Here is a 23,815-nt window from a genome sequence, read left to right as displayed (position 1 = left end):
TTTTTATTTTAATTAAAGTATAACAAATGTCATAACAATTAACTTTTTTAATTAGTTGTGTAAGAATTGAAGATATATGAATTTCGTTGTGGATTAGTTGTATATTTATTATCAATTTGTAAATGAATTCTTATGAAAAAAATAATTAATTACCTTTTGCAAGGGGTTTTATATTTGGCTCCTTTAACCATAACAAGTTATATAATTTATAACGTATTTATGTTTATGGATGGGCTTTTACAGGAATATTTAATTCAGTTTTTTGAAGTTAAAATACCAGGCTTAGGTTTTTTAAGTCTATTATTTTTCTTGATTTTAATTGGGTTTATTGGGAAAACAATTATTGCAGATCCTTTAAAGGTTATTTTTCAAAATATTATAAAAAGAGTTCCTTTATTAAATTTTATTTATTTTGCAATTAAAGATTTGTTCTCTGCATTTGTTGGTAAAGAGAAAAAATTTAATAAGCCAGTAATTGTAAAAATGAGTGGTAGTTCCGATTTAGAAAAATTAGGCTTTATTACGGAAGAAAATTTGGCAATTTTAAATGAATTAGATAAAGTTGCCGTTTATTTTCCTCATTCGTATAACTTTTCAGGTGAATTATTTATTGTACCGAAAACCCATGTGAAAATATTAAAAGTAAATTCAAGTGAAATGATGAAGTTTATAGTTTCAGCCGGATTAACAAGTTGGGATACATCAAAAAAAAATTAAGGCTTAAATTTAAGTGGAATATGCACAACTTTTTTTGTTTCAAAGAAATCATCACTAAAATAATCTGATATATTATAAATAGTTGTTTTTGGAAAATTGGCTAATTCCTCTGTTAAATCACCTCCTTTTAAGTATAAAATTCCATTTTTAATAGAATGATTTTGTTTTTTTGCTATCTTTTTTCGAACCCATTTAACAAAGTCATCCATTTTAGTGACAGCTCTACTTACAATAAAATCGAATTCACCTTTTACAGATTCAGCTCTAATTTGTTCTGCTTTAACATTGGTTAAACCAAGTTCTTTTGCTACTTCATTAACAACTTTAATTTTTTTTCCAATAGAATCTACCAAATAAAAATTTGATTCAGGGAATAGAATAGCCAATGGAATTCCAGGAAATCCACCTCCAGTACCAACATCTAAAATGTTAGCTCCAGGTTTAAACTCCACAACTTTGGCAATTCCTAATGAATGCAGTACGTGTTTGGTGTATAATTCATCAATATCTTTTCTTGAGATTACATTTATTTGAGCATTCCAATCTTTATAAAGAGATTCTAGCATTGAAAATTGTTTAATCTGCAACTCAGATAGATTAGAAAAGTGATTTAAAATAGTTTCCATTATTGTTCAATAATTTTAGATGGCTAATTTACTATTTCAAAAATTAAATTAACATCTTTTCAAAAATTGTTATATTTTACCCAAAATTTGATTTAAAAACTTAATTTGGCGTAGTTTTGGCATACGTTATATGTGATAATATAATAAAATAATATGGAAAATAATGTAATAAGCTTTTCACGAATTGATAAAGCAAAATTTTTTCGAACCTTAAATAAAAGAGTTAATACTTATTTTAAAGAAAATAAGATTAAAAGAACTGGTAATTGGAAATTGTATACTAAGGCAATAATAATGTTTAGTTTATTTTTAGTTCCTTTAGTATTAATTTTAACGGTTTCAATGCCTCAATGGGTACTACTTTTATTAACCGTGGTAATTGGTATTGGAATGGCAGGTGTTGGAATGAATGTGATGCATGATAGTAATCACGAATCTTTTTCAAGTAAGAAATGGGTAAATAAGTTAATGGGTAGCAGTATGTATATATTAGCCGGTAATGTTTATAACTGGAAAGTACAACATAATGTTTTGCATCATTCTTTTACAAATATTCAAGGACATGATGAGGATATAGATGCTGGTAGAATTATACGTTTCTCTAAACATTCTAAATGGTTAGGGATTCATAAATTTCAAAAATACTATTCTATATTTTTATATGGGTTGCTAACAATTAATTGGGCAATAACTACAGATTTTAAACAAATGCGTAGATATTTAAAACGTAAATTATCTTATGGTGATTTTCCAAACCCAGCAACTGAATGGACAGTTTTAGTAATTACAAAAATTTGTTATTATTTACTATGGATAGTTTTACCATTATTAGTTTTAGATATTGCTTGGTGGAAAGTATTAATAGGATTTTTTGTAATGCATTACACTGCAGGTATGATATTAAGTGTTGTGTTTCAATTAGCGCACGTAGTTCCAAAAACGGAAATGCCAATGCCTGATAAAGAAGGAAATTTAGAACACACTTGGGCTATACACCAATTGTATACTACTTCAAACTTTGCTCCAACAAATAAGTTTGTATCTTGGTATACAGGAGGGTTAAACCATCAAGTAGAGCACCATATTTTCCCGCATATTTCACATATTCATTATGGGAAAATAGCAAAAATAGTTAAAGAAACAGCAAAGGAATTTAATCTTCCTTACAATGAATACAAGACTTTTACAAAAGCATTATTAGAACATTTTAATCAACTTAAAACGCTAGGTGTTAAACCTGCACACTCGTAAAAATTAAAAGAAATGAGCAACCAACTATCAGACAGAATTAACAGTTTACCTGCTTCGGCAACTTTAGTAATGGCCGCTAAAGCACGTGAATTAAAAGGACAAGGAAAAGACATTATTGGTTTAAGTTTAGGAGAGCCAGATTTTAATACTCCAGACTTTATTAAAGATGCAGCGAAACAAGCTATTGATGATAATTATAATTCATACAGCCCAGTTGATGGATATGCAGATTTAAAAGACGCCGTTATTAATAAGTTTAAACGTGATAATGGTTTAGATTATAAACCAGGTCAAATAGTTGTTTCTACTGGAGCAAAACAATCAATTGCTAATGCGTTACAAGTATTGTTAAATCCGGGAGATGAGGTATTATTACCTGCACCATATTGGGTAAGTTATTCTGCATTGGCTATTTTTTCTCAAGCAACTTATAAGGAAATTCCTTCATCAATTGATACGGATTTTAAAATTACTCCAGAGCAATTAGAAGCTGCAATAACACCAAAAACTAAATTAATTTTATTCAATTCACCAAATAACCCAAGTGGTACTATTTATAGTGAAGAGGAATATAGAGCATTGGCGGCAGTTTTAGAAAAATACCCTAATATTTATGTACTTTCTGATGAAATTTATGAGCATATAAACTATGGAGCTAAAATATTTAGTTTTGCAGCGATACCAAGTATGTATGATAGAACAATTACCGTAAATGGTGTTGCTAAAGCATTTGCAATGACTGGTTGGAGAATTGGTTATATTGGAGCTCCTGAATGGATTGCTAAAGCTTGTACTAAATTACAAGGGCAAATTACATCGGGTGCAAATTGTATTGCTCAACGTGCTACAATTGCTGCGTTAGATGCGCCAGTTTCTAAAATTGATTATATGGTGAAAGAATTCCATAAAAGAAGAGACATTGTTTTAGAATTATTAGGAGAGATTGACGGATTTAAATTAAATGTACCTGAAGGTGCGTTTTATGTTTTTCCTGATGTTTCGGCTTTCTTTGGGAAAGAATTAAATGGAGTTAAAATTGAAAATGCATCAGATTTTGCTTTATACTTATTAGAGTATGCAAATGTTGCAACTGTTACTGGAGATGCCTTTGGTGCACCTGATTGTATTAGAATTTCTTATGCAGCTTCTGAAGCGCAAATTAGAGAAGCAATTAGTAGAATTAAAAAAGCAGTGAGCTAATAGCTCTCAAATAAACAAAAAAAACCGAAACTAATTGTTTCGGTTTTTTTTGTTCTTATAAGTAATGATTAACTCTTCTTTTTGCTAACATCAAAGTTATAACTTAAGGTAATATGCAATAAATTTTGGGATACATATTTTGAAGAATTTTTCATATAATAATACCTTCCATATCCTGCAAAAATTGTTGAATTACTCAATAAATTATATCCTAAAAGAGCTTCAAAATTATTTTGATCAAAATTGGGTTCTGTAATTCCATCTGCAAATCGTATTCTAATTTCTTCTGAAACGCGACCTAAAAGATATTTATTATTTTTTAATTTCAATAAATTTGTTGTTGCACGAAATCGATACCTAAATCTGTTTACATATTTGTCACCTTCAATAACATTAGGAGTAACGTTTGTGTTTATTAAATCGATAACTCTTTCTTCAAACATAAATCTATTAGCAATTTTAAAAACTCCTGCACTTGAGGATAAATTTAAATGTTGGAAATAACGATTTTCATTTTTATGAATTGAGGAATGAGAAACACCATTAGGGAAGTATCTGTAAAACATATATCCTGCGCCAAAGCTCACATTTGGAGTTAATTTATAATTAATACTTGGGGCAAATAAATATCCTTTAGTTTTACTTAAAAAATCCACTCTTCGTTGTTGAAAAATATTTGTAAAATAAAATTTATTGGATAATTTAACTTTATTTATAAGTGTAAACCAAGCTCCCTGATCTTTTAATATTTCAGTTTCTTGAGCGTTTATACTATTAAAGGTTATTATGAATATAACACCTAATAAAATATTTTTCATCTTATTATTTTGGACTTTTTAAATTAGAGTACAAATTTACTCAACTCCATAGTGTTTTAACTTTTTTTAATGAAATTGTAATAAAACGTTTTAGTAAAATAAATAAGTGATAAAAAAAGATGTATTTATTTAGGAGTAAAATAAGAGTTGAAAAAGAAAGAATGAAGCTTTAATTTTTTGTATATTTATTCATATTAATTTAAAAACCAATATTATGGCAGTAATGAAAGTAATTGAAGTAATGGCAAATTCAGAAAAAAGTTGGGAAGATGCAACTAGAAAAGCTGTTGCACATGCTTCTAATAGTGTAAATCATATTAAATCGGCTTTTGTGCAATCACAAAGTGTTGTTGTGAAAGATAATGAGGTAGATGAATTTAGAGTAACTGTAAAAATCACTTTTGAAGTAAAATAAAGAGATTTAATATAAAAATTATAGAAGAGCACTTTTAACAGAGTGCTTTTTTATTTTATAAACTTAAGTTTATATCTTTAGCCAAAACCAAATTTAATGTACAAACTTGTATTACTTCTTTTATTAGTAACAATTACTAGTTGTAAAAATAAACTTTCAAATAAAATGTCTGAACATAAATTCACAAATAGTTTAATAAATGAAACAAGTCCATATTTATTGCAACATGCACATAACCCTGTTAATTGGCATGCGTGGAATGATGAGTCTCTTGAATTAGCAAAAAAAGAAAATAAACTTTTATTAATTTCAATAGGTTATTCATCTTGTCATTGGTGTCATGTAATGGAAAATGAAAGTTTTGAAAATGAGGAGGTTGCTGCAGTAATGAATGAGAATTTTATAAATATTAAAATAGATAGAGAAGAAAGGCCAGACATTGATCAGGTTTATATGAATGCAGTTCAGTTAATGACAGGAAGAGGAGGTTGGCCTTTAAATTGTATAGCACTTCCCGATGGAAGGCCAGTTTGGGGAGGAACTTATTTCCCTAAAAATAATTGGGTTAAGGCATTAGAGCAATTAAGCACAATGTATACTGAAAAGCCTGAAGAAATTGTATCTTATGCTGAAAAATTGACTGAAGGAATAAAAAAGTCAGATTTAATTTTTTTAAATACGGATCCTGAAGAATTTTCAGTTGAAGGTTTAGATAATATTGTTGAAAACTGGAAAGAATATATGGATTTTGATTTGGGAGGTAAAAAAGGAGCCCCTAAATTTCCTATGCCAAATAACTACAATCTTTTGTTACGTTATGCCGTACAAGCTAAAAATAATACAGTTTTAGATTATGTAAATACATCGCTTACATATATGGCTTATGGAGGGATTAATGATCAAATTGGTGGAGGTTTTGCAAGATATTCTGTAGATAAGAAATGGCATGTCCCTCATTTTGAAAAAATGTTATATGATAACGGTCAGTTAGTTAGTTTATATTCTGAAGCGTATCAAGCCACAAAAAATCCGTTGTATAAAAAAACAGTCTATGAAACGTTAGAATTTATAAAAAGGGAATTAACTACAAAGGAAGGTGCATTTTATTCATCTTTAGATGCTGATAGTAATAATGCAGAAGGAAAACTAGTTGAAGGTGCATTTTATGTTTGGAATGAAGAAGAATTGAAGTTGATTTTAGGAAAGGATTTTGAGTTATTTTCTGAATATTTTAATATAAATCATTATGGTTATTGGGAAGATGATAATTATGTATTAATACGAAAAAACAGCGATTCAGAAATTGCTTCAAAGCATTCAATTTCAATTGAAAAATTAGAAGCAAAGGTTAAAGGTTGGAGAAAGACACTTTTAAAAGAACGCACTAAAAAAGACCGTCCAAGATTAGATGATAAATCTTTAACATCTTGGAACGCATTAATGTTAAAAGGTTATGTAGATGCTTATAAAGTTTTTAATGAACAAAGTTTTTTAGATGTAGCAATTAAAAATGCTACATTTATTTATTCAAAACAACTAAATGAGAATGGAAGTTTAAACCATAGTTATAAAGAAGGGAAAAGTACCATAAACGGTTATTTAGAAGATTATTCAACAGTGATAGATGCGTTTATTTCTTTATATGAAGCTACACTTAATGAACAATGGCTTTCAACAGCAAAACAATTAACAGATTATAGTTTTGATCATTTTTACGATACAAACAAATCAATGTTTTATTTTACTTCAGATGAAGATACAGATTTGATTGCGCGTAAAATGGAAATAGAAGATAATGTAATTCCAGCATCTAATTCAATTATGGCAAACAATTTATTTAGATTAAGTCATTATTATTCTAATAGTTATTATTTGAAGACAAGTAAACAAATGCTTCATAATATTCAGGAAAGAATTCCACAGTATGGAGCAGGATATTCTAATTGGCTTAATTTAATGTGTAATTTTGCTGGAGATTATTATGAAATTGCAATTTCAGGGAAAAAATCAAAAGAAAAGCTTTTAGAGATAAATCAACAATATATACCTAATAAGTTAATTGCTGGTAGTATTGGAAAAAGTACAATTCCTTTAATGGAAGGGCGATTTAGTGATGATGAAACACTGATATATATATGTGTAGATGGAGCTTGTCAGCTACCAGAAGCTCAAACAAAAAAAGCGTTAGAACAAGTTAAAGTTTCTTATTAATGGATGTAATAATAATATTTATAGTTGGTTTAGTGGCTTTTGAACATATTTATTTTATGATTTTAGAAATGTTTTTTTGGGATAAGCCAAAAGGTTTAAAAGCTTTTGGAATGAAACTAGAAGAAGCTAAAATAACCAAAACATTGGCTAAGAATCAAGGATTGTACAATGGTTTTTTAGCGGCAGGTTTGATTTGGGCAATTATTGATGCAAATAATTTCAAAAATATAGCACTTTTCTTTTTAGTTTGTGTGACTATTGCTGGAATATATGGGTCATATACAACAAAAAAATATAAGATTTTTTTAATACAATCTATTCCTTCAATTATAGGAATAGTGTTAATTTTACTAAAAAATTAAAAAATTATGGATTTTCAAAAGTACCTAGATTTAGCAATTAGTTTTGTTGAAAAAAATGCAGGAAACGTTATTGTTGCATTTCTAATATTAATAATTGGTTTATGGCTGATTAAAAAGGTTGTAAAGATTACACAAAAATTAATGGCAAAAAGAGGTGTTGATATTACACTTCAGAAATTTTTAGGAGATTTATTGGGTTGGGGATTAAAAGTTTTAGTCTTTATAACTGCTATTTCTCAATTAGGTGTTGAAACTACTTCTTTTATTGCAATATTAGGAGCTGCAGGTTTGGCTGTTGGTTTAGCGCTTCAAGGAGCATTAGCAAATTTTGCAGGTGGAGCATTAATAATGATTTTTAAACCTTTTAAAGTAGGTGATTTAATTGAAGCTCAAGGAGAGATTGGTGCGGTAAAAGAAATTCAAATTTTTGTTACAAAAATAATATCTCCAGGTAATAAATTAGTAATTATTCCAAATGGAATATTATCTAATGGTAATATTAAGAATTATACTGAAGAAGGTAAATTACGTGTTGATTTAACTTTTGGAGTTGGTTACGATGAAGATATTAAAAAAACAAAGGAAGTACTTTTACAAGTAATGATGAATAATCCAAAAGTTTTAAAAGATCCAGCACCAAGTGTTAACGTATCTGAATTAGCTGATAGTTCAGTGAATTTTGCTGTTAGACCTTGGGCTACTCCAAAAGATTATTGGGATGTGTATTTTTCAATCATGGAAGAAGGAAAATATGCACTTGATAAAGCAGGTATTGAAATACCTTACCCACATCAAGTTGAAATAAGAAAGTAATACTAATTTATTTTTTAGATTTTGTTACTAAGAAATCTTTTAAGTAAAAAGGCTCAAAATAAGCGACATCTTCGGTGTCGCTTTTTTTGTATTTATTATATGAAAGTACTGACATTTCATTTGATGAAGGAAATTTATCATCTATAAAATGAGCATTTTTATGTGTTATAATTTCTTTACACTTTTCGGCTCCATCTCCTAGAAAATAAACATCAGACTCCTGTAAAAATTCCAAAAAAGAGTTTTCATCAATTATTTCAGCTTTAACGTCTCTAACGCATTCGTTATTTTTAAATACAGCACTGTAAACTTCCATTCTGCGAGCATCTAACAATGGAATTATATAATTATTAGGAAAAGCGATTGCCTGTCCTAAAGATTTTAAAGTGTCAATAGAAATTAATGGGATATTTAAAGCAAAACAAAGTCCTTTTGCTGCGGAAACTCCAATTCTTAGTCCAGTATAAGATCCAGGTCCTTTGCTAACCGCTACGGCTTTTAAATCAGTTATTGAAATATGAGCATCTTCAACTGTTTGTTTAATAAATTCATGAAGCTTTTCGGCATGTGAATAACCGCCATCGTTCAATTCTTTTAGTGCAATTGTTTTCCCATTTTCTGCAACGCTTACTGAACAATTTTTAGTTGCAGTTTCAATATTTAAAATATAAGCCAAAGTTCAAAATTTAGATGCAAAGATAGTTATTTAAGCATTTCTATAAAAAGAAAAGCTATCTAAAAAGTACTAAAAACTCGTCATTCTGAATTTATTTCAGAATCTCATCATACTGATAATCAAACAATATGATAACCTGAAACAAGTTAAGGTTGACGAAGATTTCCCTTTTCAGACAACCTCTTTTTATTATGTAAAAAGTAAAAATTAATTTACAAATGCTTCTCCGAAGTAAAACTTTAAGACTTTAGTTTTAAATACATAGTCATATTTTGCTCTAATTATTGCACCTTGAGCATTTACAAGTCTATTTCTTACTTCATCAAAATCAAACAATGTCATAGCTCCAAAATTATAACTCTCTTGAGCGTTTTTAAAAGCCTCATTTTGGGCGATTAATGATTTTTGAGCAGATTCATATGTTTTAGCGGCTGCTTTAGCATCGTAAAATGCCTTTTGAATTTTTTGTTCTAATTCTAATTTTTTATTTTCCAAACCAAATTTAGAAATCTCATAATTAATCTTTTGTCTATTAACATTAGATTTTGTTTGATGTCTATTAAAAATTGGAATATTCAAATTAAAACCTAAACCATAACCAAAATTATCATCCATTTGAGTGAAAAATGGTTTGTGAAATTGGTTGTTTTTTAAATCATAACCATAGCCTGAACTTGCATTTGCACTAACTGATAGGGATGGTAAAAACGCTGCTTTTGCAATTTCAATTGAATAATTTGCAGATTCAATATCTAATTCAGCATTTTTTATTTCAGGTCTATTTGTTAATGCTTTTTCAAAAACATCATTCGGACTTTTATATAGCATTGCTTCAGAAGGCGTATCAATATCAATAGCTTCAACGTCAAAATTATTAGGGCTAATTTGTAATAATTGTGCTAAATCTAATATTGCTAAGTTTAATGTATTTTCATTTAAAACTATGGCTTGTTCATCTGTTGCGGCTTTAGATTGTGCATTTAATAAATCCCCTTTTGGTTTTGAGCCAGCTTCAAATTCAGTTTTAGCACGTTCAATTTGTTTTTCGCTTATTTCATATTGAACTTTAGCTACAGTTAAGTTTTCTTTTGCAAACAAAACATTTAAATAAGAATTTACAACAAACAAAGAAATATCATCTTGTATTTTTTCTAGATCTAATTTACTAGATTCAACACCAAGTTGTGCTTGTTTGTAGGAGTTTAAGTTTTTATAACCATTAAAAACCATAAGTCCAGAGCTTAAACCTAAAGAACCTCCATATGTACTGGTAGAAACTCTATCGTTACTTACAGGGTCAAAACCAGATCCAAAACTTAAACGTCCACTAGTTGAAGCGTTCAGGTCAGGTAAGAAATTACCTTTAGTGCTTACTACATTTTCTTCACTAATAGCAACTCTTAGTTCGCTTTGTTTTATTGAAATATTGTGCTCTAGGGCATAGTCAACACATTCTTGAAGGGTCCATTTTTTATCTTGCGCATAAGTAGATATAAAAAAAACGAAGGCAATGATAGTAACAATTTTTGTTCTCATTTAATTGAGTTTATTGGTTTTTGTTAGCAACTTTAAATAAATATTACCTTTTTATATGGCTAATTTTATGAAAATTAGGACAATGTAATTTTATTTGGAACTGTTGATTTCCTATATGACGACTAAAATTATTATTTGTTACACAACTCGTATCTTATAGAAATGTTAAATTTTTCGCTTTTTTTTATATTTTATAATGAAATATAAAAGAGTACCAACCAAAATGTAAGGAAAAATCATTAAATACAAGATACCTGTATTTAAGGCTTCAGTTTCAGAAGCATTACTGCTTTCTACTACAGCTTTACACATAGCGCATTGGGCGTTAGATAGCTGATAGCTAAAAAAGAATACTATTATTAGTAGATTTTTTTTCATATTAGTAATAAGGAGATATCATAATATACACAATTACTCCACTAATTGCAACATATAGCCATAGAGGAAAAGTTATACGAGCTATTTTTTTATGAAGTTCAATATTATTGGTAATTGCTCTTACAAACGTAATTAATACAAAAGGTATTACAGCAATGGATAATAAAATGTGAGTTATTAATATGAAATAATACACGTATTTAATGAATCCTTCTCCACCAAATTTTGTTGAATTAGATGTCATATGGTAAGTAACATATAATGCTAAAAATAGAACAGAACATCCTATGGCGGTTTTCATTAGATTTTCGTGTAGTTTTATATTATTGTTTTTTACCGCCCAAACCGCTACAATTAGTAATAATGCTGTAATTGCATTGATGGTAGCATAAATTGGAGGTAAAAAAACTGGTAATTGAGCATCAATTTTAACACCAAAAAGTATGATGACAACCAGAGGAATTGCAATTGATAATATTACAATCCATTTATTATATTTTTTTGTTTCTGAATTCATTATTCTTTTAATAAAACTGCAATATCTTCTTTAATCATTTGAACACTTTTAGGTTCTAAACCATCATAAAAGGCAATGGGATTTCCTAGTTTATCTAATCTTGATCTAATATTTCCTTTTTTATCTACTAAGGCAAACATACCAGAATGTTCAAAACCTCCTTCAGCGTCACTATTTTCACCAGCATACAATGCCAATCCTTTATTTGCAAGGTTGTAGATCGCATCTTTATCTCCAGTTAAAAAGTTCCAGTTTTTTAAGGTCGCATTATGAGATTTAGCATAAGCTTTTAATATTTCAGGTGTATCATATTCTGGATTAATGCTAAATGAAGCTATTCCAAAGTCAATATTTCCATAATATTCATTTTGAATTCTTACCATATTTTCATTCATTTTAGGACAAATAGTAGGGCAGGTGGTAAAGAAAAATTCTATTACATAAACCTTGTCTTTATAAAATGAATTTGAAATGGATACATTATCCTGGTTTGTGAATTCAAAAGAAGGAACTTTTCCTATAGTTACAAGTTCTGGAGTTTGGAATTTAGCTACAATTTTTGGAACAGCATAAATACCAAATATTAAGATGATAAAAGCAATACCAACGTATGAATATTTTTTCATGTATATACATTTTTATTTTAATAGGTGACACATGGTGTTCGCTATTAGTTATTTCCATATGTGTCAGAATTGGAAATAACTGTTTTATAGTGCTTTAGATTTCTCTTTTTCTTCTTTGCTCTTTTTCAGCAGATTTTTTTAATTGATAGTAAATGATGTTAATGTCGTCTTTCATTTTGTTTTTTAATGTTGATATAGACTTTGTATCATAACCATATAATTTTCCGTTTTCGGTGTCTTCATCATCTTTTCGTCCTCTCAATCTGCGTTTCATATCTACTATATATGCATTTTCAGAATATAAATTTTCATTTAATTTATAGGGCGTTGAAAAGCTATTGAATAGATTTTTTATATTGGTTTCATTTGTATAAATAAAATGCCAATTGCTAATATCTGTAAATGCAGAAAGTTCTTCAATTGCAGTTTTGTACTCGTTTTCAGTACCTTCAGGAAGAATTGCAATCATTTGAAAATAAGGTTTCTGGTAATATCTCTTATATATTGTTTGGTTTAGATTAAACAGACTTCCTTTTGCCGGACTAATATTATTTCCTAAAAAACAAACGATTGATAATTTTTCATTAAATGAAACGTCAGAATTTTTAGAAAAAGAATTAATGTCAATTACATTTTCTGTTAATATTGGCAAATTGGAGTATTTATAAATCCCTTTTGATAGGAATATATAAAATACCAACGGCAAAATAAATAGACTAAAAAGTACCCAGAATTTTTTCATTATATATTATTCAAAAGTATAAAAAAAGGCGGTTAAAAAACCACCTTTCAAATATAATTATGTTATTTTTTTATTAGTAGTTCCATTTTACTAAAGGAGCTAAAACATCGTTTATATAACTTCCTTCAATTAATAGAAGGGTAGCTAAGTATATTATTAAAAATACTGCTGTCCAAACAACAGATCTTCTTAAACTCTTGGTCTCATCATTCATATGCATAAAAAACCAAGTAATGTAATATGCTTTAACAATTGTTAAAACAAGGAATATTATGTTTAAAGGGCTTGTACCAAATATTTTTGTTAAATATAAAAAGTCTGGTTTTACAATACCTAATATTACTTCAACTATAGTTATTACAGAAAGAATTCCAAAGACTTTCCAAATTAGTCCTGTGTGCGATTTATGTTCGTGTGCGTTTGCTGCCATTTTAATATCTTTTTAAAAATTAAACTAAGTAGAAGAATGTGAATACAAATACCCAAACTAAATCTACAAAGTGCCAATATAAACCTACTTTTTCAACCATTTCATAATGTCCTCTGCGTTCATAAGTTCCTAAAATAACATTAAAAAAGATGATAATGTTTATGATAACTCCTGAAAATACGTGAAATCCGTGAAATCCTGTAATAAAGAAAAAGAAATCTGCAAATAACGGTTTTCCATATTCATTTACTTGTAGGTTTGCCCCTTTTATAACAGCTTTGGTTTCATTTAAATATTTCATTGCTTCTGCACGTGGAACAATAGTTTTTGTTTTTGTAGCAGGGTTAATTTTCTCTAATCTAATAGTAATATCTGGGTTTGCTTTAAAACCAGTCATAACTTCTTCTATTGAAAATGGAGGCAATGAACTTTCTTTCATGAACCAAATTCCTTTATCTCTAGATAATTGTGTTCTTTCTGAATGAGAAGAAACTACAAATTTGTCTAATTCTATTTGATGTCCTGAGGCATCTACAAATTGAACAATTTTACCATCGTTTAATTCTACTGCTCCATAAGAACCTCCAATAAAGTTTTTCCATTCCCAAGCTTGAGACCCTAAGAATATTAAACCACCAATAATGGTTAGTAACATATAAAAAGTTACTTTTCCTTTTTTCATTTGGTGACCTGCATCAACAGCTAAAACCATTGTTACAGATGAAAATATTAAGATAAAAGTCATTAACGCTACATAATACATTGGAGCGTGTACTCCATGTAAAAAAGGGAAATGCGTAAATACTTCGTCTGCAATTGGCCAAGATTCAATAAATTTAAAACGCATTAAACCATATGCGGCTAAAAAGCCAGAGAAGGTTAAGGCATCGGATAAAATGAAGAACCACATCATCATTTTACCATAGCTTGTACCTAGAGGTTTGTTTGATCCACCACTCCAAGTTTTTCCATTAGTTTCTTTAGAAACAGTTGCTTCCATATAAGTTTGTTTTGATTTTTTAGTTATAGTTGCGCCAAAAATACATTATTTTTTTTTATCTAATGAAATAGAAGAAAAAAAACAGATAAATCCATAAGATATCTACAAAATGCCAGAATATTGCGCCAAGTTCTAAACCAAGAGTATCTTTTGAAGAATATTTTTTATTTAAATGATTAATTAGTACTACTGATACAACTATGATCCCCGCAAAAATATGTACTAAATGGGCAAGTGTAATTCCATATATAAAAGATGATTTTACGGTGCTTTTTTCACCAGCAAAAAATAGACCCTCATTAAATAACTGGCCAAAACCATCAAACTGAAAATAGATAAAACCAATACCTAATAGTAATGTGCTTACTAACAAAGCAGTAACTATTTGGCGGTTATCCTTTTTTATAAAATGTTTGGCTAAAATAAAAGTAATACTGCTTATAATTATTAGTAATGTGCTCATATAAAATGAACTAGGTAAGTCAAATGAAACCCAATCGCTTCTTTTTCTACTTACCACATAAGCACTTGTTAATCCAGCAAACATCATTGTCATACTTATCATTGAAACCCATAACATTGGTTTTGCTGATTTTCTTTTTGCTTGTTTGTATTCTTGATCTAAAGTTTGTTCCATTATTAATGTAAAAATTTGTCGACTACGTAAATAATCTGAATTAAGGTAATATATAATACGCTTGAAAGCATTAACTGCCTTGCTTCTTTATTAGTTTGGTGTTTATATAATTTAATAGCGTAATATAACATTTTAAGGCCTAAAGCAACTAAAATAATTGCAGTAATTGGATAAATATAAAAACTTCCAGTTATTTTTAAAACAGGAATTATTGAAACAATAATTAAACAGATAATATATATTATTATTTGAATTACTGCTTTTTTATTTTTTTGCCCCATTGGCATTAAGTTAAAACCAGCCTTTTTGTATTCATCATACTGTAACCAAGCAATAGCCCAAAAATGAGGAAATTGCCAGAAAAATTGTATTAAAAATAGCATTCCTGGTTCTACAGAAAAATCATTAGTGGCAGCAACCCACCCTAACATAAAAGGAATTGCTCCAGGAATTGCACCAACAAAAACAGAAAGTGGTGTAACAGATTTTAAAGGAGTGTAAATACTAGTATATAAAAATATAGAAATAGCACCAAAAAGAGCACTTTTAGGATTTATACTATATAATATTGCCAAACCAACAATTGTAAAGGTAATTGCTATAACCATTGCGGTAGAAACATTCATCCTTCCAGTAGGAAGAGGTCTGTTCATGGTACGCTTCATTAAAGCATCTGTATCTTTTTCAATAATTTGATTAAAAGCATTGGAGGCACCTACCATTAAATACCCACCAACAGCAAGAAGAGCTAGTGTAATAAACTGAATTTTTTCAACAGCCAATAAATACCCAGCTAAAGAAGAAAAAACGACACTTAGAGATAATCCAACTTTTGTTAATTGTTTAAAATCTCTAAAAATTGTAGCGAAACTTACTTTATTTTTAGTAGAATTTGAAGTTACTTGCATTAAGTTTTATTAATATTTACTGCAAATATATTTTTTTATTAGAGATTTACAACCTTATAATAAGGAGATTAAAAAAAAATATGAAAAAAACTTTAAAAAAGTCTTTGCCGTTTTAATAATTGTGTTAAATTTGCACTCGCATTTGGGGTATTAACCAAATGAAGTTCTTAAAAATATGACTGCGAAAGTAGCTCAGGGGTAGAGCATCACCTTGCCAAGGTGGAGGTCGCGGGTTCAAATCCCGTCTTTCGCTCTACAACATAAAAAATACCAATGCTCGAGTGGTGGAATTGGTAGACACGCTGGACTTAAAATCCAGTGGACTGTAAGGTCCGTATGGGTTCAAGTCCCATCTCGAGTACTAAAACTCTTGTTAATCGTTTGATTTTCAAGAGTTTTTTTGGTTTTATAAGCTAAATTTGTACGGTTTATGTATGGTGAATTTATTTTTAACTTTTTTGGGTTGTAAAAAACTACTCTTTTTTATCAATGAAATTTATAACAGTTCTATATCTTCAAGCGGCTGTGCCGAAATAGTATCCTTCTTTGTTTTTCGTATATCTAAACAATGACATCATTTATGTATAAGATTAGAGGGGTTTTGTATACGAGGTTTTTCAGAAGGAAAATCAGACGTAACAAAAATGCACTAACTTTTGATCAAGCACCTAATTTAGGATTATTTTTATTCGGTGTTGTCTATAGTTTTAAATACTATCCCATTTTATTTTAAAATTAACTACAACGAGTTTTTATAAGATTTGTGCTACTAGAAAATTGGAGGTTTTTCTGCCGTTACAAATCGATTGTTGAATGTTTGTCGTTTGTATTTAGTTTAAATTTTAGCATAAATTTTATACATTATTAGTATAAGTTATTTCTTTATCAATATAATTCTCAACCTCGTTTTTCCATTTTGTAAATTCAATTTTCTGAAGACCTCTTTTTTCAATCAAACTTGCATTTTTTTCTAATTTTGAGACTATCTTTTCAAATTTTGGTTTTTTGATTTGGAATGGAAATTCAGTAGTTAATCTTCCGTAATCCCAATAATTATAATTGTCTTTTATCGATTGTTGAAATTTATATAAATCATAATCATTGATGTGCTTTTCATTGACTTTGGGGTCAAATAAAATCATTCCGTAAACAACTTGCAATCCATCATCATTTCTTCAATTATATCCAATTACTACAGTATATTTTTTTATTTTACCAATCAAATAATCATTTTCAGATTTAAATCCAATTTTTATAAATTCAGTATATGGATATTTCTCAATTTGTTTTAGTCTTTCTTTAGGACCAAAATATTTATCATAAGCAAAGTATAAAGTTCCAATAAAAACTGACACTCCAAGTATTAAATAGATTAATTCTTTAATACTCTCAGAACTCATATTAAATTTGCCAAAAATCAGAGTCAATATTATAATAGGTAAAAATATTGATGTTATTGATATTAATGATTTTCTATAATATTGAAGGATTTTCATCTGATTAATGTCAACGTGTTAAATGTTTATAATACAGCTGTTTACTTTATAGAATTATCGAGATAACGTGAATAGAAGGTTTTCTTATTCATTTTTCATAAATAATTTTGCAGTTATTTATTGTTTGGATTAAAATTTTTGTCCTTTGTTATAATAAATTTATCCAATTCAAATCCATCTTCACGCATAGAAAAAGAGATTATATGTTCTCCTTTTTGTTTAAAATCTAAGTAAATGTTTTGCGGTGTACCACAGTGGTTTTCTGGTACGCGTTGAGCAGAAGACCAGGTCCAAGTGTCTTTTCCTTCACATAATTGAATGCGTGCGCCGCTTTCAGGCCATGTTTCATCAACGCCTACATGCAATCCGTTGTCTTCAGGGCCACTTGAATAGGCTCTCACCCAAACATAGTATTTTCCAGAAGATTTTACTTTCACTTTGTAGGAAACAATACCTCCAAAACCCGGTAAAGGAAAAAAGTTTTCTCCTGCAATTAATTCATCATCATGAGTTACACGCGTATCTGGTAAAGCTTCAACATAACTATTTTCGCTAGCAGTTGCAGTATGATTTTCTAAACCTTGAAATGGTATTGATTTGTTGTTTGCTCGTATAAACCAATCTCTAGCTGTTCCGTTATTAGATTTAAAATGAAAATTTTCTGCTTCAACCTCAATTTTACCATTGTTTTCAGTAAAAGGCTTAACATCTGCTAGTTTACTTTTAAGTTGAAGTCCACCTCCTGGAATTAAAATTAAAGATTTCCATCTACCTCTAGACCAAGCTGTCTCATTGTTTTCTGGAATTTTCTCATTTGTTTCAGCAGTTGAAGCAATTTCAAGAATATCATTTTTCTCTAAATAAATAAAACCTAAGTTGTGGTCCTTTTCAAATGTAGGTTTGTCCGTTTCAGAATTGGTAGTTTCTTTTATGGTTGTACCGTTCACTAACACTTTGTAACGCGATTCACCATCATTTTCAGTTATTGTTGTAAACATTAATTTATAGTTTCCACTTTCACCTTTAAAAACAGTTTTAGCTTTTGCGAATTTTGCGCGAGACTCTTTGTTAGCAGCATTTATTGCGAATGATTTATTTTTTTTATCTTTATAATAAACAGCATCTGAACTTTGATCAATATAAAAATCTACTAAGGCATTTAAAGTTATTTTTTGAGGTTTTAAAACCGTTGAAGTAACCTTTTTCTTTGAAGTGTTTTTAATTAATGCTACCCAGTCTTTTTCTTTAGTAGGAGGGAATCCTATAGAAACTTTTGAACCTCCTTTAATTGTTTTAACACTTCCTTTTTGAAGTATTCCTCCAGTTCTTGGATTGTACCATTTAATTGAATATTTATTTGCTGAGCCAGTTAAATCTATGGTTGTTTCAACAACTTTAGGCAAATAAATTACATAGTTAACTCCGTTTTCAGCCAATACATAATCGTTTTTAATATCAGTTAAACCATCTGCTGATTTCATATTGGTAAATGGCACATATTTTTGAAAAAAGTCAAGCGCTATTTTTGTTTGATCCCATAATAAATCTCTAGATCTCCAATCTTCACAATTTAGATCGTTATGTGCATATTTGTAACCAAAATACCATTCAACGCCTGCGCCACCAGCCATTAAATTTCCCCATAATACTTCATGTCTAATTTCATTATGTTCAGGATCATCAGCATCTGGTTTTGCTCCGGTATCAGCAGGCCCAATTTCATCTTGACAAACAACCCATTTTTTTCCAGCTTTTCTTGATTTATCAATCCATTTAACAATATCATCGTGAACATCAGCAGGATGATGTGTCTGTAAAGAAGGCCCATCTAATGGATCAAACCCTAATAGCGGATTCAAATATAAATCTTGATCTTTTAAATTTGCATGTGTATGTAAAACCACTAAATTTTTATAAGGGTCATTAGATTTAAGGTAGCGAGCCATGTCTTCTCTGTCCTTATTAGTTTGGCCTTTTGGAGTCCATGAAAGTGGTCCGTTTTCTTCACCTAAATTCCAAGTGACTCCTAAATGATGTGAAAAACGAGCAATTAATTCTCTATAATATAATTTACGTTGCGTTTTAGTTTCACCTATATCTAGTAACAATTCGTTTTCAGTTTCTTGGGTTACAATATGAAGCATTAATCCCATTTTGTCCATATAATCAAATACTATTTCCCATTGATCTAGTTTACTACAGTCAAAACGATACCTTTCGTTTTCATCTGTCCAAGGCCAAACATCTTTTCCGTCTCCTTGTACATTCATTGTTAAAAAGTATACAGAATTCATTCCTTTTGAAGCCAAATAATTTAAGGCTCCAATCATATTTTTTCCTTTACCATTTTTCCAAGTTGGATCTCCATTTTTCCAATCTTTAGCGTGCGCTTCATATTTATGAGATGGTGGAGTTTGATCAAAATCGTAATACCCCAAAAAGTTTTCGGGACTATCAGCTCCTCCTTTTAAAAAATATTCTTTTGAATCTGCAAATTGTAAATATCCTTTGTTGGTAACATTTAATCGGCCTTTGGCTCTAAAATCTGTTCCTGTTTTATCAGATTCAGTAATGGTAAATGTTCCTTTTTCTCCATCAAAATCAACTGGGTTTCCAGCTTCTAAATTATCACTAACCGCTATTATTTTTCCTTTTCTGAATGAGACTTTATAAGTCCATTCTCCAACGGCATCAGGTGTAAATCTAACTTTCCAAATTGAACCTTTGGTTGCGCTTGTTTCGGCTGCATTTCCGTCTGCTGCATAAAAACCAGGAATGGTATATTCTTTTTCTTTATTTTTAAATGTAACGTTTAGGCGGTAGTTTAAAAAAGGGTTTTCAGCATCATTTTCAGATAGTTCATCTCCTGTTAAAACTAATGTAACTTTATGCCATTTTTTTAATTCTCCTTGCACTTCAACCTTGGATTTTTGTGCGTAAATGGAACCTATAGTTAGGTATAATGCACCAATTAAGACAATTATTTTTTTCATTGTTTCAGATGTTTGTTTATTAAAAAATTATTTAGATGTACGTATTTTTAACTGTGTTTTATACAAATCTACCATTGTTTTTTTGGAATTAAGACCTTCAACATAAATCCAATCATCAGCTCTATCTTTAAAACTATGCTCTATACTTAGTTGTTTTTTTTGGTTATTTGAATAAACTCCCACTAAAATACTTCTTAAATATTGTTTGTGACAATCTATATGCATTTCATTTTTAAATTGTTTAGGATCTCTCCAAATCCAAGAATAAAAAATCTCTTGAAAATCGCCATCTTTCCAACCTTCCATACCAATATTCCAATAAGTATTGTATTCACCAGAATGCGGGATATTTTGAGGAGCTGCACCACCTGCAATACGACTCACATTAATAATGTTTTCATATAAATTATACATTGGCGGGCAAAAGCCTTTATCTGCCATACCGTGTAAATCTATAGGAGTTGGATATTTAAAGCTTATATTTCTATAAACATTTCCAAAAGAACAACCTTCTAAACCCGGACCGTGTGTAACTTCATTTTCTACTGTTATATTTTGAACTAAATTATCAGATGAATGATACATTTTTGGTGAATAATGGCCTGTTTTACCTGTAATTTTAATGTCTTCAATTGTTACATTTCTACTATTTACCAAATGTGTTGTTTGTGTGTAATTATCTATATGAATATCACGAATCCAACCATGTGAAACTCTGTGAAAGTTTATGGCTCCCCAACCATAATCCATTTCTCTATTTCCGTGGTGCTTGTAGTTTCCTGTCCAAGCACTTTCAAATTTAAAATGTTCAATTCCAATATTTTTAAGCATTGGCATTTTACTAATAGTTGGTTTGTATTTAACTAATAAATCTCTTCGTGCAGGTTGTTTTAATTTAATATGAGTTTCATCAATAATTTTATCAATTTCAACTGGCCATTGAAAAGATGCAGCTCTTTGAACTCCTGCTTCAGTATAACTTTTTTGAAATTCTTCAAACTCTAAAGGTTGCATTAAATCATTCATTAAATTACCTTTATCAGTGGTATTTCTTAAAGCGATTAAAATAATGTCTCCAGCATTTAATTCTTTAGTAGAGTTTACTTCTAGTATTGAAGTTCCAGCTTTAACATCTTGTCTTATTTCAGAAAAAACTTTTAATTCTATAACATTGAAAAACGATGATGTTCCGTGTAAATTTAGTCCTGGATGTACAGCAAAAGGGGATAACCAAGGACTATTATCTTCAGCTTGATGCGTTGAAGAACCACTATAAATTACCGTTCCGTTTTTTTTTGAACCAGAACCTCGTAAAACAATATTACTGTAGTTTATTTTTATAATTTCAGTTTTGGTTGTATCCATATTTACCAAAAACTTTCCTTGTGGAAAAAAGACAATTCCTCCGCCATTTTCACCAGCATTTTCAATAGTTGAATTTATTGCTTTTGTGTCGTCTATATCATCATTTGGAATTGCTCCAAAATCTGTAACGTTATAAATTTTTCCTTTAACTGTAGGAATCGATTTTTCACCATAGGCATAACCAGCATATGAATAATCTGGTAATTTTGAAGCAACTCCTATTTTTTTGAATTGTTTTAAAATTTCAGGTTCCCAAATTTGTGTTGGTTTTTCTGAACAGCTAATAAGCAAAATTCCAACTAAAAATATAAGTATAAAATGTTTCATTTTCTTGTTGTTTTTAATCTATTGCAATAATTTTTGAACCTTTTTTAATACCATTTTCATTGAAAGTATCTATAGTGAAATAGTATTTTTGAAGTTTGCTTAAACTGCGAATTGTTAAACTGTCAACTTTTAAAACTTGGTAATTGAGGTATAACTTTTCAGGAGCTGTTCCATAACGGATATTGTAGCCAAAAGCATTTTTATCTGCATTCCAGTTTAATTTTACTTGTCTTCTATCAGCTTTATTTCTAGTTGCAACTAGTGTTCTTTCAAACTGAGGTTTATTGCCTTGTCCGTTACCAAAAACACGTAAATCTGAAATAGCAAATTTTCCACTTACAGTATGATAATTTGTGATTTTTACATAGCGAGCTTTTATAGGTTTTTTAAGTTGTAAATAATTATGTGGAGCATCTTCAGTACTTTTTGTTTTATCAACTAAAGTTTTCCAAATTTCTTTATCTGAAGAGTATTCAACCAAAAACTGTTGGTAAATGTTTGGTTGTCTGTTAAAAAGTTTGGTGTCTTGTTCAGCAAAATTTACTTGTATTGCATTAATTTCAACATCTTTTTCTAAATCCATTAGAAGCCAGCCTCCTTTTTCACCGGTTTTGGCACTCCAAAAGGTTCTAATTTCTTCATCAGTAGCTAAATATTTTGGATGCCCTTCTAATTCAGAAGAAACTTCAATAGGTTTGTTGTAAGAAAGTAACATCCAATTTGGAAATAGTTCATCAATACTTTCAATTTTTTTCTTCGGAATAATCATTGGGAAATCTCCAAATTTTGTATTTGAATACAAGACATCATCTTTATCAAAAAATACAGGGTAAAAACCAATGCGTCTTTCAAACTTATGTTTTACAGAAATTGTTATGGTGCCTACATGCCAAAAATTCCCATATTTATCTTCAAAAGTACTTCCGTGTCCAGCACCACAAGCAAAACCTTCAGGTTTATAGGCGAACGAGTTATGTTTAGCAACTGTGAATGGACCTAAAGGGTTTTCAGATTCATAAACACCGTCACAATACGATTTTTCTAAAGTTCCAGGAGCTGAATATTGTAAGTAATATTTCCCGTTGTGTTTATTCATCCAAGCGCCTTCTAACCATGGAGAAACGTCCGTTTTTGTGTTGTAATCTCCACGAATTTCCCATCCGAAATTTTGTGGATTTGGGAATAATAATTCCTTCGTTTCTCCAATAAATTCAAAGGAATTTTTATCAATTTCAACACCGTAAATTGGGTCTTTATTTGAGCAACCCCAATATATAAACAACTTATTATCATCATCTAAAAAGAATGCAGGATCCGTCATTGGTACTTTTAAACCATCTTTTACAATTTCCCATTTTCCAGTTTTAGGATCAGCTGATTTATAAATCGTATTTTTTTTACCGTTTGATGCTAAAAAATAAACTTCATTGTTTATAACAATTGCGGTTGGAGCATATTCTTCTGTTGGAATTTCATTCGTTTCAATAAAAGTCCACTTAGTTAAATCATCAGAATACCAATATCCACCAGATTTTGACGCAAACAGAAAGTATGTGTCTTTAAATAAAATAACTGTTGGGTCTGCAGCTTCTCGTCTTGAAACGCCATCAGGCATAAAACGATAACTTAAATCCATTGGATTGCAAACTGTAGAAATCTGTTCTTTTACTTTTTTCTCAATTTTGCATTGAGAAAATGAGAAAGCTATAAGAACTAGCATTGGAACTAATAATAGAACTTTAAAATTATTGCTGTTTTTTATATGGAACAT

Annotated in this window: 23 protein-coding genes and 2 tRNA genes; 9 read left to right on the top strand and 16 right to left on the bottom strand. The window is 29.5% G+C overall.

Annotated elements, in window-relative coordinates:
• Nucleotides 1-132: 132 nt before the first annotated feature.
• Nucleotides 133-717, top strand: a complete 585-nt coding sequence (locus DAD81_RS03470) for a DUF502 domain-containing protein (RefSeq protein ID WP_111706848.1) — start codon at nt 133-135, stop codon at nt 715-717.
• Here DAD81_RS03470 and rsmG read toward each other — a convergent pair.
• The gene (gene rsmG / locus DAD81_RS03465) at nt 714-1,343 is read right to left on the bottom strand and encodes a 16S rRNA (guanine(527)-N(7))-methyltransferase RsmG (protein ID WP_111706847.1); all 630 of its coding nucleotides are present in this window, start codon (nt 1,341-1,343) and stop codon (nt 714-716) included. The two genes, DAD81_RS03470 and rsmG, sit on opposite strands and share 4 nt — an antisense overlap.
• 153 nt (nt 1,344-1,496) lie before the next feature.
• On the opposite strand from rsmG, the gene DAD81_RS03460 reads away from it, so the two are divergent.
• Entirely contained in the window at nt 1,497-2,594 is a 1,098-nt protein-coding gene (locus DAD81_RS03460; RefSeq protein WP_111706846.1) for a fatty acid desaturase family protein, read from the top strand.
• Between the two features lie 12 nt (nt 2,595-2,606).
• A complete protein-coding gene (locus tag DAD81_RS03455; protein WP_179950017.1) occupies nt 2,607-3,794 on the top strand; it encodes a pyridoxal phosphate-dependent aminotransferase in 1,188 nt (395 codons plus the stop codon).
• Nucleotides 3,795-3,862: 68 nt separating this feature from the next.
• Here the strand turns inward: DAD81_RS03455 and DAD81_RS03450 are convergent, their stop codons facing one another.
• A complete protein-coding gene (locus tag DAD81_RS03450; RefSeq protein WP_111706845.1) occupies nt 3,863-4,612 on the bottom strand; it encodes a DUF2490 domain-containing protein in 750 nt (249 codons plus the stop codon).
• Nucleotides 4,613-4,826: 214 nt separating this feature from the next.
• Here DAD81_RS03450 and DAD81_RS03445 point away from each other — a divergent pair, with 214 nt between their 5' ends.
• From DAD81_RS03445 to DAD81_RS03430, 4 genes are all read left to right on the top strand, one after another.
• A complete protein-coding gene (locus tag DAD81_RS03445; protein WP_111706844.1) occupies nt 4,827-5,027 on the top strand; it encodes a dodecin family protein in 201 nt (66 codons plus the stop codon).
• A 96-nt stretch (nt 5,028-5,123) separates the two neighbouring features.
• On the top strand, nt 5,124-7,238 hold the full coding sequence (locus DAD81_RS03440; RefSeq protein ID WP_245949170.1) for a thioredoxin domain-containing protein: 2,115 nt from the start codon (nt 5,124-5,126) through the stop codon (nt 7,236-7,238).
• A complete protein-coding gene (locus DAD81_RS03435) occupies nt 7,238-7,600 on the top strand; it encodes a DUF1304 domain-containing protein (RefSeq protein WP_111706843.1) in 363 nt (120 codons plus the stop codon). Before DAD81_RS03440 ends, DAD81_RS03435 begins: the two co-directional genes overlap by 1 nt.
• 6 nt (nt 7,601-7,606) lie before the next feature.
• Entirely contained in the window at nt 7,607-8,413 is an 807-nt protein-coding gene (locus tag DAD81_RS03430; RefSeq protein WP_111706842.1) for a mechanosensitive ion channel family protein, read from the top strand.
• A gap of 7 nt (nt 8,414-8,420) precedes the next feature.
• Here DAD81_RS03430 and tsaB read toward each other — a convergent pair whose 3' ends face one another.
• The 9 genes from tsaB to cyoE form a co-directional block, all read right to left on the bottom strand.
• Entirely contained in the window at nt 8,421-9,089 is a 669-nt protein-coding gene (tsaB, locus tag DAD81_RS03425; RefSeq protein ID WP_111706841.1) for a tRNA (adenosine(37)-N6)-threonylcarbamoyltransferase complex dimerization subunit type 1 TsaB, read from the bottom strand.
• 207 nt (nt 9,090-9,296) lie between these two features.
• Entirely contained in the window at nt 9,297-10,625 is a 1,329-nt protein-coding gene (locus DAD81_RS03420) for a TolC family protein (RefSeq protein WP_111706840.1), read from the bottom strand.
• Nucleotides 10,626-11,004: 379 nt separating this feature from the next.
• Complete coding sequence (locus DAD81_RS03410; protein ID WP_111706838.1) at nt 11,005-11,520, bottom strand: DUF420 domain-containing protein; 516 nt, start codon at nt 11,518-11,520, stop codon at nt 11,005-11,007.
• On the bottom strand, nt 11,520-12,146 hold the full coding sequence (locus DAD81_RS03405) for an SCO family protein (protein ID WP_111706837.1): 627 nt from the start codon (nt 12,144-12,146) through the stop codon (nt 11,520-11,522). The genes DAD81_RS03410 and DAD81_RS03405 overlap by 1 nt, the downstream gene beginning before the upstream one ends.
• A gap of 94 nt (nt 12,147-12,240) precedes the next feature.
• Nucleotides 12,241-12,888, bottom strand: coding sequence for a hypothetical protein (locus DAD81_RS03400; RefSeq protein ID WP_157961068.1), 648 nt, complete (start codon nt 12,886-12,888; stop codon nt 12,241-12,243).
• 73 nt (nt 12,889-12,961) lie between these two features.
• Nucleotides 12,962-13,318 (bottom strand): cytochrome C oxidase subunit IV family protein, encoded by a 357-nt coding sequence (locus tag DAD81_RS03395; protein ID WP_111706835.1) that lies wholly within the window; start codon nt 13,316-13,318, stop codon nt 12,962-12,964.
• A 19-nt stretch (nt 13,319-13,337) separates the two neighbouring features.
• A complete protein-coding gene (locus tag DAD81_RS03390) occupies nt 13,338-14,318 on the bottom strand; it encodes a cytochrome c oxidase subunit 3 (RefSeq protein WP_111706834.1) in 981 nt (326 codons plus the stop codon).
• A 55-nt stretch (nt 14,319-14,373) separates the two neighbouring features.
• Nucleotides 14,374-14,955: a cytochrome c oxidase subunit 3 gene (locus tag DAD81_RS03385; protein ID WP_179950016.1), complete on the bottom strand. Its 582-nt coding sequence runs from the start codon at nt 14,953-14,955 to the stop codon at nt 14,374-14,376.
• Nucleotides 14,956-14,957: 2 nt separating this feature from the next.
• On the bottom strand, nt 14,958-15,863 hold the full coding sequence (gene cyoE / locus DAD81_RS03380) for a heme o synthase (protein WP_111706832.1): 906 nt from the start codon (nt 15,861-15,863) through the stop codon (nt 14,958-14,960).
• Between the two features lie 181 nt (nt 15,864-16,044).
• On the opposite strand from cyoE, the gene DAD81_RS03375 reads away from it, so the two are divergent.
• Nucleotides 16,045-16,116, top strand: a tRNA-Gly gene (locus DAD81_RS03375).
• 22 nt (nt 16,117-16,138) lie between these two features.
• Nucleotides 16,139-16,224: transfer RNA gene (locus DAD81_RS03370), tRNA-Leu, on the top strand.
• Nucleotides 16,225-16,717: 493 nt separating this feature from the next.
• Here the strand turns inward: DAD81_RS03370 and DAD81_RS03365 are convergent.
• The 5 genes from DAD81_RS03365 to DAD81_RS03345 all read right to left on the bottom strand — a co-directional run bounded on the left by DAD81_RS03365 (nt 16,718) and on the right by DAD81_RS03345 (nt 23,815).
• Nucleotides 16,718-17,023 (bottom strand): hypothetical protein, encoded by a 306-nt coding sequence (locus tag DAD81_RS03365; RefSeq protein WP_157961067.1) that lies wholly within the window; start codon nt 17,021-17,023, stop codon nt 16,718-16,720.
• Nucleotides 17,024-17,038: 15 nt separating this feature from the next.
• The gene (locus DAD81_RS03360; protein WP_111706830.1) at nt 17,039-17,263 is read right to left on the bottom strand and encodes a hypothetical protein; all 225 of its coding nucleotides are present in this window, start codon (nt 17,261-17,263) and stop codon (nt 17,039-17,041) included.
• A 209-nt stretch (nt 17,264-17,472) separates the two neighbouring features.
• On the bottom strand, nt 17,473-20,352 hold the full coding sequence (locus DAD81_RS03355; RefSeq protein WP_111706829.1) for a DUF5060 domain-containing protein: 2,880 nt from the start codon (nt 20,350-20,352) through the stop codon (nt 17,473-17,475).
• Nucleotides 20,353-20,379: 27 nt separating this feature from the next.
• Nucleotides 20,380-22,044, bottom strand: a complete 1,665-nt coding sequence (locus DAD81_RS03350) for a glycosyl hydrolase family 28-related protein (RefSeq protein WP_111706828.1) — start codon at nt 22,042-22,044, stop codon at nt 20,380-20,382.
• 13 nt (nt 22,045-22,057) lie between these two features.
• Nucleotides 22,058-23,815: a family 43 glycosylhydrolase gene (locus DAD81_RS03345; RefSeq protein WP_111706827.1), complete on the bottom strand. Its 1,758-nt coding sequence runs from the start codon at nt 23,813-23,815 to the stop codon at nt 22,058-22,060.

This window comes from Lutibacter citreus (genome assembly GCF_003260195.1).
Taxonomy (GTDB): domain Bacteria; phylum Bacteroidota; class Bacteroidia; order Flavobacteriales; family Flavobacteriaceae; genus Lutibacter; species Lutibacter citreus.
The sequence above is the reverse complement of the archived record's forward strand: the minus strand, read 5'-3'. Positions and strand labels throughout refer to the sequence as shown.